Below are 13,456 nucleotides of genomic sequence, written 5' to 3'. Positions count from 1 at the left end.
AAGAAACAGTCCTGGGGCATGTATCTTATTGGTGGCATAGCTTCCGGCTATGGAGGTTATCTCTTGAACGTGTGTTATCAGCCCGGAAAGGATATCAATTATTTTTTAAACCGTCTGGATCAGGTGATGGTAGCCCCGTTTGCCAATTATTGGAACGAAACTTCCTTAAAAGCAATCATTTTGGGGATTTTTGTATATGTGATTGGTATGGTCATGTATGTCACCAGCCGGAAAAACTATATGCCGGGACAGGAATTTGGTACCGCTGTTTTTGCAGATCCGAAAAAAGTGGCAAAGCAGTTTGCGGATAAAGATGAACACAATAACCTGATCTTATCCCAGAATGTCAGGCTGTCCATGAATACCAGAAAGACCAGGAGAAACCTAAATGTCCTGGTAATCGGAGGAAGCGGCGCTGGAAAAACCTTGTTCATGGTGAAACCCAATCTCCTTCAGTTAAGCAGGGCTTCCCAGATCATTACAGATCCCAAAGGGGAGATTTTAAGATGCTGCGGAGGTATGCTGAAAGCGCATGGATACCGGATACGGGTGCTGAACCTGGTGGAAATGGAGCAGTCTAACGGATATAATCCATTCCGCTATATCCGCTCTGAAACAGATATTGTAAAACTGGTTACCAACCTGATCAATAATACCACACCGAAAAACGCACAGCCCAGTGATCCATTCTGGGAGAAAGCCGAGTCTTTGTACTTGCAGGCCATTTTTCTTTATGTGTGGCAGGAGTGTGAAATGGAGAAAAGGAATTTCCGTATGGTTCTGCAGCTTTTGAATGAGGCGGAAGTCCATGCAGACGGTTCCCCTTCTGATTTAGACCGGCGTTTCCGCAGACTGGAGAGAAAAAAGGGAAGCAATCACCCTGCTTTAATCCAGTATAATAAAGTGGTCCGGGGTGCCGGAGATACGGTAAGGAGTATCATCATTTCCGCAAATGCAAGGCTGGGATTGTTACAGAACCCACAAATTTTGCGGATTCTGGATCATGATGAAATGGAGATTGAGGAGATTGGGCTTGGTGTTGACGGGGACAGAAACCGGAAGACTGCACTTTTTTGTGTAACGCCGGATTCGGATAAGAGTTATGCCTTTTTAATTGGTATGCTTTATTCCCAGATTTTCCAGGAATTGTATTACCAGGCAGACTTCCATTACAATGGAAAACTTCCCATTAACGTCAATTTTATGCTGGACGAATTTGCCAACGTGCCATTGCCAGATGACTACTGCAGCCTCCTTAGTACCATGCGTTCCAGGAATATTTCATGTACCATTTTTATCCAAAACCTTGCCCAGATCAAGGCTTTGTTTGAGAAAACCTGGGAAACCATACCGGGTAATTGTGATTCTCTGGTATATCTTGGTGGGAATGAACAGTCCACGCATAAGTATATCAGTGAGTCCCTGGGAAAAGGAACCATTGATAAAAAAAGCAGTGGGGAAACCAAAGGCCGGCAAGGGAGCAGTTCCCGGAATTATGATGTGCTGGGGCGTGAGCTTTTGACACCGGACGAAACCCGAAAGCTGGATAACTCAGAGTGTATTTTGTTAATCAGGGGTTGTGATCCTATTATTGATAAGAAATACAATACTTTTGCACACTCCAGATTTTCGGAAACAGAAGATGGCGGGGCTGCGCCTTATATCCATGACAGAATGGCTGCCCAAAAACAGGCGGTACAGATTTTAAGTGAAGAATCCCTGGATTATTATAAGAAGAAAAAGGAACAGGGAGAAGATGTTCAGATTGTGGAACTGTCTTTTGATGAAATTTTTTCTTATGAGCCTATTCCTAAGAAGATTTTTTCGGAGGAAGAGCTGAAAGAGAACCAGAAGAAGAGAACGGTAGAGGAGGTGAGGCCGCCGAAGAAAACGGAAAAACCGGTACAGACAGAGGAAGAAAAACTTTCTGAATTATTGGAAAGCCATGTTTATAATGAGGAACAGTTGGGAGAAATCATGCTTGCCATTGGTGCTGGAATTTCGTATGATAAAATCCTTCAAATGGCAGATACAAAAAACAGTGCTGAAAAGATGAAGGAAATCCGTAAAAAATTTACAAAAGAAACAGCCTCGGATTAAAGAAGGCAGATTTTTGGAAACCTGTAGTTTTTGCATTACGCAGGGCAGGTTTTCAAAAATCTGTCTTTTTGCGTAATGCGGTATTAATCACATGAAAAGGAGTAAAAAGATATGAAGATCAAAGAGGTTATCAGAAAGAAACAGAACCGCTTGAAAAAATCTCTACTGGGAGTCCTGGCAGTAAGCGCTGCCACTGTTTCCCTGTTCCCCCAGACTGTCATGGCTTCCGGGGTAAGTGACGTAACACAGCCGCTTATGAATTTAAAGACACTGGTGATCAGTATTATCGGTGCGGTGGGTGTGATTATCCTGGCAAAAAACGTGATGGAATTTGCACAGGCTTACCAACAGCAGGACAGTTCTTCTATGAACAGTGCCATTAAAGGAATTGTTGCAGGGCTTATTATGGCAGCCATTTCCTCCGTTCTTACTTTCCTGGGAATTAGCTAAAACCATTCTTCTTTTTGAGATAAGCAGATAAGAAGAGAGGTGAAGTGATGTTTAATTTAGGAGAGGCGATCCTTGCACTTTTGGAAATCGTGTTTGGATTTTGGAATAACCAGGTCAGCCTCGTATTTGAACTTTTAGGACAGTCCCCTACCGGGTTCAAAGGAGGCGGGCCCTGGGGGATCATTGAAGGGATTGAACCCCTTTTTGTTGGGATAGGCTCTGCCCTGGTAGTCCTTTTTTTCGTCATTGGGTTTTGTGCAGAGTCGGTAGATATCCGGGAAGAAATCCGGTTTGAAGCAATCCTCCGTATGTTTATCCGGGTTGCCATTGCACAGTGGCTGGTATCTTATAACATTACCATTATGAAAGCCCTGTTTACTTCCTGTGGAAACCTGGTGGGGCATTTGGGGCAAAACCAGAGTGTGGAGTTATCCATTGACCCGGCGCAGGCAGAAGTGATCAAAGATTTGGGATTTGGAACCAGTATCGTGTTCCTGATACTTGCTGTTTTCCTGTCTTTAATCGTTATTATCTGTGGTTTCTTCCTGCTGTACAATGTTTATTTCCGCTTTTTGAAAATTATGGTAATTGTACCTTTTGGGGCGATTGCCAGCAGTACCCTGGCTGGAAACCGGGGGCTTAGCAATACCTTTGTAGCCTATATGAAATATTTTATCAGTGTCGTTTTTGAGGCAGTCACAATGGCGCTGGCAATTCTTTTGTGTAACCAGTTTATTTCCTCCGGACTTCCGACCTTTACCGGAGATTATGAGGACTGGGCCAAAACCCTGATTTATTTGGGGGAAATGACCTTTACGGTTGCGCTGACGGTAGGCACTGTAAAAGGAGCGCAGAACCTGACTTCCAGGGCACTGGGATTGTAGGAGGAAAGGATTGTGCAGGAAAAAGGGATACAGATGACACTATTTGAATATTTTCAGGACGCAGAATGCTTCAGCCTTAAAGAAGCAGTGGCTTGTGTAGAACAGGTAAAAGAGGTAAAAGAACCCAGTATCCGGGCAAGAATTTATGAGGGAATAGAAAAGGGGCTTTTTTCCAGGATAGCCAAAGGAGTCTATACGGTTACCAAAGAACAGGACGGAGAAGAGGTAACTTGTATGCTGGTTCAGGGAAATGGCAGGGATTTGAGCTTTTTAAAAGATAACAGTATAGATGCCATTATTACAGACCATGCTTATGACCTGAAAAAAAGCCTGAAAGGGGGAAACCGGGATTTTGCCGCCTATGAATGTTTTCAATATACGCAGGAAGACTTTGATGAAAAATACCGGGTGTTGAAAAAAGGGTGTTTTCTGGTAGAGTTCATGCCGGAAGAAAATGGGGAAAATTATGAATACCTCTATCAGATGAAAAAAATGGCGAAAGAAGCAGGACTTGAATATTATGCAAAAGTCGCCTGGAAAAAAGGAAATTTCGTTGCCAATACGGGAAGAAAATCTAAAAATACGGAAGAGATTGCATTTTTTACGAAAGGAAAAGCCAGGAATTTACGCCCAGATGCGAAAAAGGATAAGGCGGAGCCAGGAATATCCCACTATATGTCAGGCGCCAGGGGAATGCTTCCAACGGTCTTTGACATTGAACCGCCAGGGAAAAACTCCCGTATTCATCAGGCAGAAAAACCAGTGCAACTTTTGCAGCAGATCCTTGGATTTGTAACAGAAGAAAAGGAGTGGGTACTGGATCAGTTTGCAGGTTCGTTTTCCCTGGGGGAAGCAGCACTTTTAAATGAACGGAATGCAATCTGCATTGAAATTAATGAAGAATATTTTGAAAAGGGAAAAGAAAGGCTTCTGTCTGCAAAGAGCAGGAGCCGGTAAGAAGGGAGGATATGTAAATGGAACAGGAAGAAAAACTCAGCCTGGATTTTGGCAATGGGGAGATCTATGAGGTCTGGCTGGAAGTTGCAACTTATCCGGCTGATAAAAACATCAAAGTTTGTGTGTTTACGGAAAAAGAGGAAGAGATATGGAAACTTTTTGAATTGACCACAGATATGGGAATTCCGCTGGAAAAGAACCAGACCTTTTTGCTCCCAGGCTATGATCTGGAGCAGATCGTAGAATTTATCAAAAAAAACGGGCTTGGACAGTTAAAAGAAGAAATTTGCTGTTCTGGTTGTATGGAATATCCACTGTTTGAATTTCAGGAAGAAACTTTAAAGAAATTGGACCCGGAGGGATATGCAGCCTATGAGCAGGCATACCAGGAACGGGGAGAAGTAAAAAATCCAGAATTTCAAAAGGAAATCAAAACAGCAGATTTTCAATGGGCGTATGAAACCGAAGAACTGGCATTGCGGGTAGATTATTACGCAATGAACCAGAACCTTTATGTGGAACTGTATAGTAAGGAAGATGGGGCGTGGGAACCGTTTTCAGATTTGACCGTAAACCTTCCCGGATATTGCCTGGAACCTGGAACTGCCTGTATCAGCGGTGATTTTAGTAAGGAAAATATCCAATTTATTCAGGAGCATGGACTGGGAACTTTGCTTCCCTGGAAGGCACAATCCGGTATGGGGCAGTACGCGGTGGTGAAATTTCATCTGGAGGAGCTGCGTAAGTTTGACCAGGCTGGGGTTGCCGCCTTTTGCAATCAACATGGATTACAGAAAACCATGCAGGAAGAGCGAAGACAGAGCAGATAAAAAACAGATACAGGAGGTTATGTATGGAGATTGAATTAAGTGAGGACCTACAGCATTATAAAGAATCCCTGGTTCTAGGACTTACAGCAAAACAGTTTTTGTTTTCGGCATTGGCATTGGGCGTAGGAACTGGGATTGTCCTGCTTTTGTATGAAAAAATCGGGATTACTTTGAGCTGTTATGTGGCAACCCCTTTTGTTGTACCTCTGGCACTGACTGGGTTTTATAACTATCATGGGCTGACATTCTGGCAGTTTGCAGGGAAGATGATTTATTTTTCCTTTTTTAACCGCCCTTTGGTGTATGGCTCTACGGAATCGGTGCAGGAACTGAAACAGATTTATATGGAAACCCGTCAGGAAGAAGAACGGGAAGTACAGCAAAGGAAAAAGGAACATAAAAAAGAGAAGAAAGGTGGTGATGTCAACGTGGTGAAAAAGAAGGCAATCCGTATGGGAATTGTAACGGTAGTGATGATTGTACTTGGTGCGGCAGCAGCGGTGTGGTATAAGATGTACCGTTGACCAGAATATTCAATCAAGGCGTGAAATAGCGCCTGCTCTCCATTTCAGGAGAGGGATACACAGACATGTAGCGGCAGATGGAAGCTGCTGTGTTTGTGGTCCCATCTGCCTGAAAGGAGGAAATTAGAGATTGTCAATTTTTTCAGATAAGTTTGACCAGTTAAAAAAAGCAGATAAAGCAGTAAAATCCCCGAAATATCTTCAGGAAGTCATGGGGATTGGGAGAATTGCAGAAAATGGCATTTTTGAAGTAGGGAAGGGGATATATTCCAGGACATACCGTTTTTTGGATATTAACTATGTAACCGCAGGTGCAGAAGAACAGATGCGGATTTTAAAGCAGTATTGTAAGACGGTAAATGCCATTGATATATATTTTCTTATTACCATTTTTAATCGGAATAAAAATATGCAGGATTTCCGGGAGCATGTACTTTTCCAGGAAAAAGGAGATGGTTTTAACTGGCTGCGTGGAAGTTATAATCAGATTATTGAAAAGCGCATTGTAGATGGAAGGCAGGGGATTGAGCAGGAAAAACTGCTGACTGTATGTGTAGAACGGAAATCCTACGAACAGGCAAAAGCATTTTTTGCCACTTTTGAAGCTACCTTAAAACAGAACTTTGGAGAACTTGGTTCCTGCATTGAAGAATTAAATGCAGAAGAGCGGCTGCGGGTACTTTTCAATTTTTACCGTATAGGGGAAGAAGAACAATTCTCCTTTGATTTCAGACAGGCGTTAAAAAAGGGCGGTGATCCTAAAAATGATATTTCACCAGGGTATATGCAGTTTTACCCAGGTTATTTTGAAACGGAACGGAAAAAATGCAGGGCATTATTCATTAAAAAATATCCGTCTTCTTTATCGGATACCTTTTTAAATGAGATTACCAGTCTTCCGGTTCATAGCATCACTACAATCTGCATTGTACCAGTACCAAAAGAACTGGCAAATAAGGTTCTTCAGAAGAAATATCTGGGCATTGAAAATGATATTTTAAAGCAGCAGAGAGTCCGTAATAAAAATAACGACTTTTCCAGTGACATTTCTCATATCAAGAAAGTCCAGAAGGAGAAGATTGTAAATCTTATGGACGACGTGCGGGAAAATGACCAGAACCTGTTTTATACAGGGGTTAATTTCTTGATCATGGCAGAGGACAAGAAGGAGTTAGACAGTGTAACCGAAACCATTAAAAATATCGGCAATGGACGCATGTGCCAGATTGAAACCCACTATTATCAGCAGAGGGAAGCTATGAATACCATACTTCCAGTGGGAAACCGGCAGATCAGCACAATGCGGACCATGCTCACCAGGGATATTGCAGCCCTTCTTCCCTTTAATGTACAGGAATTAAACGAAAAGTCCGGCGTCTGCTATGGCATTAACCAGGTTTCTCATAACCTTTGCATTGGAAACCGGAAAAAACTGGCAAATGGAAATGGAATGGTATTCGGTGTCCCCGGCTCCGGAAAATCCTATTTCAGTAAGTCGGAAATGCTGCAGGTGTTCTTAGGAACAGATGATGATATTATCTGTATCGATCCGACACTGGAATATTTTGATATTGCAGAAGCCCTGGGAAACCAGGCGGCAATCATTAACCTGTCTACCTATACAAAGAATTACATCAATCCTTTGGAGATGGATGTCTGGGCGCTGGATTTAAACGATTCCCAGGGATATATCCGAGATAAAGGGGAATTTATGCTGGGGCTGTGTGAACAATGTTACGGGGATAATCTAAACAGCCGCCATAAATCCATTATAGACCGTTGTGTACGAAAGCTGTATATCGACATTGCAAAGGCAAGGGAAAAGCATATCCCTACCATGTCAGAATTTTATGAGTTATTGTTGGAGCAGCCAGAAGAAGAGGCAAAGGACATTGCTTTATCGTTGGAGCTGTTTGTAAATGGCTCTTTAAATATTTTCAATAACCATACCAATGTGAATGTACAGGCAAGGTTCATTGTCTATGGTACCAGGGACCTGGGGAAAGAGCTGGGAGCCATTTCCACTCTGGTCATGCTGGAAAATATCAGTGCCAGGATTGCAGAAAACGCAAAGAAAGGAAGGGCAACCTGGCTTTATATAGATGAGTTCCATACGGTTCTTGACCGGGAGTATAGTGCGAAATTTTTGTTCAGCCTCTGGAAAAAAGTGAGGAAGCAAGGGGGACTATGCACAGGAATCACCCAAAATTTGGTTGATATGCTGCAGAACTATACAGCCATGACCATGCTGGGGAACAGTGAGTTTATTGCCCTGTTAAAGCAGTCCAATGTAGACAGTCAGGAATTATCCACTGCAGCAGGAATTCCAGAAGCACAATTAAAATATGTAGATAATTCTCCTTCCGGTACGGGGATCATTAAGTATGGAAATACCTGTATTCCATTTGATAACCGTATGGAAAAAGAAGCCAATCCGCTGTATGCGCTTTTCAATACCAACCTTCACGAAAAGGCGTTGCAGACAAAGCAGGAGTAATGTAATCTGAAAGGAACTTTTTCTTTTATCTGTAAAGGAAAAGGTATGACAGACGAGAAAAAATTAGGCAACAGCAAAAATTATAAGTCGGTAAAGTAGAAAAAGGATAGGACAAAAAGAGTGCAGTTCTTTTATCAGGCACTCTTTTTGTATATCATGGGAAAGGTGGCAGAATGGCTGAAACATATCAAATAGAAATGAATTTAGAACAGTTGGAAAGACTTTTAAAAAATCTGCCGGAGGGAATTATGCTGGAGATTTGTTTTGGAAAGGAAGAACATGGAGAAGACACATAAAATAGATGTGGTAAGTATACGCCTGGTGGAAGAACCTCCTCTATACAGTAGTAAAGAATTAAAAAATCCCTGTGATGTGGCAGAACTCTTTCAGGATTTTTTAAAAGATTGTGACCGGGAAATGTTCTGTATTTTAAACCTTCGGACAAAAAACCAGGTTATTAATGTCAACGTAGTAGGTATGGGAACGTTAAATAGTGTACTGGTTCACCCAAGAGAAGTATTCAAATCTGCGATTTTATCCAATGCCAGCAGTATCATTTTGGCACATAACCACCCTTCCGGTGATCCAGAACCAAGCAGGCATGATATAGAAGTGACAAAGCGATTGGCAGAAGCCGGCAATCTTATGGGGATTGAGGTGTTGGATCATATCGTGGTGGCTGAGAACCGGTATTTTAGTTTCAGGGAAGAAAACATACTGCCAGAATACTTTCAAATGGAAGAAGTAGCAGCAGAGCAATCTCTTCCTTATGTAAAGAGTGAGAAAGAGAAGGTACATTAATTATTGCAACAGTGAAATACATTGACTGGTTTTGACAGAACATGTATAATAAAATAAGAAACAGAAAATAAAAGTAGCTAAATAGACAAATATCGTCAAAGTGTAAACATAAAATTCTTGACGAACAGGTTGTATTATGCTATAATCCCAAATCTTGAAGGAGTATACATGGCAAAGAAAAAAGTTTATGCTGTAAAAAAGGGTAAGCAAACCGGTTTGTTTTATTCATGGAATGAGTGTAAAGAGTCGGTAAGTGGATATCCGGGAGCAGAGTATAAAGGTTTTGAAACAGAAGAGGAAGCGAAAAACTATTTAGAGAATAGGATACAAGAAATTAAAAAAGTAGATATAGAAGAGAACACAACAAACCAGTTAGTTGTATATGTAGATGGTAGTTTTGATGAGAAAATAGGAAAATATGCTTTTGGGTGTATTATTCTTACACCAAGAGGAGAAACTATTAGAGAATCAGGAAATGGAAATGAACCGGACTCTTTAGCAATTAGAAATGTTGCTGGTGAAATGCTTGGTGCTATGTATGCAGTACAATGGGCAATTAAGAATGGTTATCATAACTTAGAACTTCGTTATGATTATGAAGGAATTGAAAAGTGGGCTCAAGGAGAATGGAAGGCAAAGAATACACTTACTCAGAAATATGCAAATTTTATGAAGAGTAAATCAGATATTCTAAAAATTTCTTATCAAAAGGTAAAAGCTCATTCTGGAGATCATTATAATGAAGAAGCAGATAAATTAGCCAAAGCTGCTTTAACAGAAGGTAATGGGATTCCTAAAGTTAAAAGAGGCGATTTTTGGTTTACAGTTGAGGGAATTTCAGATGAAGATTTGTCAACAGTTATAGCACTTGCTGTTGATGAAATTGGAAAAGACAATCTAATTATAGATGAAAAAAAGATTGCTCATGGAAAAGCAGTTTCTTTAAAATGTAACAAAAGTAAAGATAGAGTAGTTGTGACACATTATCAAAAGCATAATAAAGTAGTAATGCAAGGAAGACCAGAAGTGTTATTTTCTACTATTATTGGATATATTACTGAATTAATAGAAGTAGAAGAAATTCCTAAAATTTTTAATGACACATATAATCTTAACATAGATAAAGACGAGGTTCGCTCTGAATTTCAGTTTTATATGCCAAATGCTTATGATAAGCTACCGTCTAAGAAAATGGAAAGATCTCTTCATCAGGCTGTGTATAATTTAAAGGTCACAGATGATATGTTTGATGGAACATATTTGGCTCAGCCGGCAATTCGTGTTGTAGAAGCACAATTAAAAATAGCATTAATAGAATGTGGTATTATACCAAATGCGCAGTACATCAAAGAAAATCATTTTGATATGTTTGATAAAATAGGTGTAAAATATAAGCTGAAACCAGAGAGATATGGAAATGCAAAGCCTGAGCAGGTAAAGTATATTGGAAATATTTATACGTTTTATAACAGCAATCGCCATCCAATAGAACATTGGGATGACCCTACAGCACCAATTGATACTACAAAGATGCTGGATATAAAAGGTGCTCATGATTTGATTAAAAGAGCATTGGCGATTATTGATGAATATTATGAAGTGATTTAGAAATTAGGAGAAAGGAGTAAGTTAGATGAATAACTTTGATATGATTGTGATAAGTGAAGAAAAAGAAAATATTCTTGTGGTTATGAAGACTAGCGAGCCTCCTTTTGATTACCTTGCAGAGATTGAGGCTTCGCTAAGGGAAAAACACTATATCGGTGTAGTAATGATTGATGAATTGCTACATAGTGGGAATACGGAAGAACGGTTTATTCAGGGATACTTTGATGGTGCCCGGTTTGACAGTGGGCAATTTGCCTTTGAGCTTGTTCCGAAAAAGAGCAAATTAAGGGAACCTGTTTGTTTTTACTTGCATCAAGACAGGGAAAGCCTTGAATATTCTATTTTAACGACCAGACAGCAGAAGCTGATTGAGCATGGCTGTATCATTTAAAAAGAAAATAAGAAGTAACACAAAGAGCATTATCGCTAAAAACGGTAGTGCTTTTTTTGTGCATAAAAAGGAGGTATTGCTACGTGGAAAAAGGTGAGATGGGCGAGAATGCCACCGGACGTTTGACAACGTATTATGTGGCAGAATGTATGGAATTTAACCGCTATGGAGAATACAGGGAGGATATCCACAGTGCAGAAGAGGCAGTAAAGATCTATCAGAGTATTCCTTCTGAAAGGTTGAATGCAGGAAAAGGAATTGGGCTTCATGTGGAGGAAGAAGATGGTATTCCATTGGAATTTTCCCTGGTTTATAACGGGGAGTTGGATGTGGATCTTTTGAGAGATATCTATGATCAAAACCAATACCCAGAGGTTTTTATAGCTGCCAGGGAACTGAGTGCTTATCTTCCGGAAACAAAAGTCATTGATACCAAAGGGCTTTTAACAGAGAAAACCTTGGAGGCTACTGTTTTTGCAGATGAAATGATTAAACTGGAAAAAAATCTTGACCCTGATTTTTACCATACCTTTTATCCGAAAGAAGCAGAACATAAGGAAGCTATTATATGGAAAGCCTTATGTCAAGACGGAAAAGAGGAATACAGCAGGTGGCTGGGAAGCAAGATATTTGAGCAGAAATCAGAGTTGAAAGAACAGGCAGACAAGCTAAAGACAACACTGGAACAGGTAAAACTTATTCCGCCGGTGGACTTGAAACCCTTTGTGTATGTGCGGATCAGTGAACACCCGGACATTCCATTGGAAGAAGCCATGCCATTAAATCAAGCGGTAGAATTGTTCGGAAAGCTGGATCGGCAGGCAGTGGAAGAGAAAGATATGGCAGGTTATTACAAAACACATTTTGAAATCTGTTTTCTCTCAGAGGGGGAAGTCATGTCTTATACCGGGCGCCAGGATTTTGGTGACGGGGAAGGAAATCTGCTGGATCATGTAAAAGCATTTGCAGATTATTATCTCCATACAGAAGAAGGGCAGCAGCTTATGAAACAGACCGCCAGGACAACAGAAGAATGGGAACATGAACAACAGCAAATGAGATGGGTACTGGAGGAGATGCTTCCTACCCTTCAGTATTTCTGCAACCTGGAAAAACTGGAAACAGCGGTTCTGGAAGAACAGGAAATAGAAAAGAAAGTCCCTTTACTGACGCAGGGGGACGCATCACGAAAAGCATATCAGGAAGCCATGCTTGCCTATATCCGGGAAAGCAGGATTGCATTAAATACAGGGAAGGAGCTGCCTTGTATGCCGGATATCCGGGATTTTGCAACTGCCTGTCCGGATAAATCATACAAAGAACAGGTTATGGAAGAGATACGACAGGAAGCAGAGTCATACGGTATGACCGTAGAAGCGTATGCAGCAAATGGATATGAGCCGCCAAAAAGGGGCGGCAGATAAAATTAGGAAAGGAGGCGGAGTTTTGGCCATGTAAAAGATATCTTCCCTCCTGAAAAAAATTGGATTTAGAAAAAACAGCAATAGAACGTATCCGCACTGCCAGCCAGATGTCCCTGCAACATTATGGGCTTTCTTTGGTAGTGACGGACAGTGGAGGAAAAGACAGCGCCGTATGCAGGGAACTGGTACGGCGTTCCGGCGTGCCATTTGAACTGATGCACAACCTGACTACTGCAGATGCCCCACAGACTATTTATTATGTGAGGGAACAGTTTCAGAAGGCAGAACAGGCCGGTATAACTTGTAGTATCAATAAACCTTACTATAAAGGGCAGCGGATAACTATGTGGAGCCTGATCCCCATGAAAATGATCCCTCCTACCAGGACTATCCGGTATTGTTGTGAGGTTCTAAAAGAAAATGGTGGGGCTGGGCGTTTTATCACCACAGGTGTCCGGTGGGCAGAAAGCCGAAAGCGGAGGAAAAACAGGGGGATTTATGAAAACTTTGTCCCAAATGGAAAAAAACGTGCCATTATTTTAAATAATGATAATGATGATACCAGGCGACTCTTTGAATCATGCCTGTCAAGGGGCAAACACGTATGCAATCCCATTGTTGACTGGAGTGACCAGCAGGTCTGGGAGTATATCCAGGCAGAGAAAATACCCATGAACCCTCTTTACGAAATGGGATTTCACTGGGTTGGCTGTGTAGGCTGTCCTATGGCAGGAAAACAAAGATACCGGGAGTTCCGCATCTTCCCGACCTATGAGAGGGCTTACCGGCGGGCTTTTGCTAAAATGCTGGAGTTAAGGAAAGCTGCAGGAAGGCAGTGCAATTCCCGCTTATGGTCAGATGTAGATGCTTTTTTCCGTTGGTGGATGGAGGATCCTGGTATCCCCGGACAGTATGAATTGTCCTTTCATGAAGATACCAATGAGATTTATTATGACTATTTGTAGTGGAAGGGAGGAGGAATTATCGCAA

General features: G+C 41.3%; 13 protein-coding genes. All 13 read left to right on the top strand.

From position 1 onward, the window contains the following. Positions 1-18 precede the first annotated feature (18 nt). The 13 genes from PGZ10_RS11815 to PGZ10_RS11755 all read left to right on the top strand — a co-directional run bounded on the left by PGZ10_RS11815 (position 19) and on the right by PGZ10_RS11755 (position 13,431). Entirely contained in the window at positions 19-2,100 is a 2,082-nt protein-coding gene (locus PGZ10_RS11815) for a VirD4-like conjugal transfer protein, CD1115 family (protein WP_178105376.1), read from the top strand. 111 nt (positions 2,101-2,211) lie between these two features. Next, entirely contained in the window at positions 2,212-2,550 is a 339-nt protein-coding gene (locus PGZ10_RS11810) for a hypothetical protein (protein WP_021651237.1), read from the top strand. A gap of 47 nt (positions 2,551-2,597) precedes the next feature. Beyond that, positions 2,598-3,434, top strand: a complete 837-nt coding sequence (locus PGZ10_RS11805) for a hypothetical protein (RefSeq protein ID WP_025577460.1) — start codon at positions 2,598-2,600, stop codon at positions 3,432-3,434. Between the two features lie 12 nt (positions 3,435-3,446). Continuing rightward, a complete protein-coding gene (locus tag PGZ10_RS11800) occupies positions 3,447-4,391 on the top strand; it encodes a DNA-methyltransferase (RefSeq protein ID WP_233435077.1) in 945 nt (314 codons plus the stop codon). A gap of 17 nt (positions 4,392-4,408) precedes the next feature. Beyond that, on the top strand, positions 4,409-5,221 hold the full coding sequence (locus PGZ10_RS11795) for a DUF4313 domain-containing protein (protein ID WP_117689846.1): 813 nt from the start codon (positions 4,409-4,411) through the stop codon (positions 5,219-5,221). A gap of 23 nt (positions 5,222-5,244) precedes the next feature. Next, complete coding sequence (locus tag PGZ10_RS11790; protein WP_117689847.1) at positions 5,245-5,745, top strand: PrgI family protein; 501 nt, start codon at positions 5,245-5,247, stop codon at positions 5,743-5,745. A gap of 130 nt (positions 5,746-5,875) precedes the next feature. Continuing rightward, a complete protein-coding gene (locus PGZ10_RS11785; protein WP_055173279.1) occupies positions 5,876-8,242 on the top strand; it encodes a VirB4-like conjugal transfer ATPase, CD1110 family in 2,367 nt (788 codons plus the stop codon). 173 nt (positions 8,243-8,415) lie between these two features. Continuing rightward, positions 8,416-8,538 carry a hypothetical protein gene (locus tag PGZ10_RS11780; RefSeq protein WP_255610470.1) on the top strand — a complete coding sequence of 41 codons (123 nt, stop codon included), beginning with the start codon at positions 8,416-8,418 and terminating at the stop codon, positions 8,536-8,538. Continuing rightward, positions 8,522-9,043: a JAB domain-containing protein gene (locus PGZ10_RS11775; RefSeq protein ID WP_055173282.1), complete on the top strand. Its 522-nt coding sequence runs from the start codon at positions 8,522-8,524 to the stop codon at positions 9,041-9,043. The genes PGZ10_RS11780 and PGZ10_RS11775 overlap by 17 nt, the downstream gene beginning before the upstream one ends. A gap of 168 nt (positions 9,044-9,211) precedes the next feature. Then, positions 9,212-10,651: a ribonuclease H1 domain-containing protein gene (locus tag PGZ10_RS11770; RefSeq protein ID WP_021650937.1), complete on the top strand. Its 1,440-nt coding sequence runs from the start codon at positions 9,212-9,214 to the stop codon at positions 10,649-10,651. A 25-nt stretch (positions 10,652-10,676) separates the two neighbouring features. Then, complete coding sequence (locus PGZ10_RS11765) at positions 10,677-11,042, top strand: type II toxin-antitoxin system RnlB family antitoxin (protein WP_021650936.1); 366 nt, start codon at positions 10,677-10,679, stop codon at positions 11,040-11,042. Positions 11,043-11,125: 83 nt separating this feature from the next. Then, positions 11,126-12,466: an LPD25 domain-containing protein gene (locus PGZ10_RS11760; protein WP_117467690.1), complete on the top strand. Its 1,341-nt coding sequence runs from the start codon at positions 11,126-11,128 to the stop codon at positions 12,464-12,466. 107 nt (positions 12,467-12,573) lie between these two features. Then, complete coding sequence (locus tag PGZ10_RS11755; RefSeq protein ID WP_118697763.1) at positions 12,574-13,431, top strand: phosphoadenosine phosphosulfate reductase family protein; 858 nt, start codon at positions 12,574-12,576, stop codon at positions 13,429-13,431. Positions 13,432-13,456 lie beyond the last annotated feature (25 nt).

Source organism: Coprococcus sp. AF102-57 (genome assembly GCF_027686195.1).
GTDB classification, from domain to species: domain Bacteria; phylum Bacillota; class Clostridia; order Lachnospirales; family Lachnospiraceae; genus Allocoprococcus; species Allocoprococcus comes.
Note: the sequence above shows the minus strand (reverse complement) of the source record. Positions and strands in the feature narration are given on the sequence as shown.

Coding starts and splice junctions, on each gene's coding strand:
- PGZ10_RS11790 (WP_117689847.1), top strand. CDS start 5,245: ATGGAGATTGAATTAAGTGAGGACCTACAGCATTATAAAGAATCCCTG.
- PGZ10_RS11765 (WP_021650936.1), top strand. CDS start 10,677: ATGAATAACTTTGATATGATTGTGATAAGTGAAGAAAAAGAAAATATT.
- PGZ10_RS11805 (WP_025577460.1), top strand. CDS start 2,598: ATGTTTAATTTAGGAGAGGCGATCCTTGCACTTTTGGAAATCGTGTTT.
- PGZ10_RS11815 (WP_178105376.1), top strand. CDS start 19: ATGTATCTTATTGGTGGCATAGCTTCCGGCTATGGAGGTTATCTCTTG.
- PGZ10_RS11755 (WP_118697763.1), top strand. CDS start 12,574: ATGTCCCTGCAACATTATGGGCTTTCTTTGGTAGTGACGGACAGTGGA.
- PGZ10_RS11810 (WP_021651237.1), top strand. CDS start 2,212: ATGAAGATCAAAGAGGTTATCAGAAAGAAACAGAACCGCTTGAAAAAA.
- PGZ10_RS11775 (WP_055173282.1), top strand. CDS start 8,522: ATGGAGAAGACACATAAAATAGATGTGGTAAGTATACGCCTGGTGGAA.
- PGZ10_RS11770 (WP_021650937.1), top strand. CDS start 9,212: ATGGCAAAGAAAAAAGTTTATGCTGTAAAAAAGGGTAAGCAAACCGGT.
- PGZ10_RS11780 (WP_255610470.1), top strand. CDS start 8,416: ATGGCTGAAACATATCAAATAGAAATGAATTTAGAACAGTTGGAAAGA.
- PGZ10_RS11795 (WP_117689846.1), top strand. CDS start 4,409: ATGGAACAGGAAGAAAAACTCAGCCTGGATTTTGGCAATGGGGAGATC.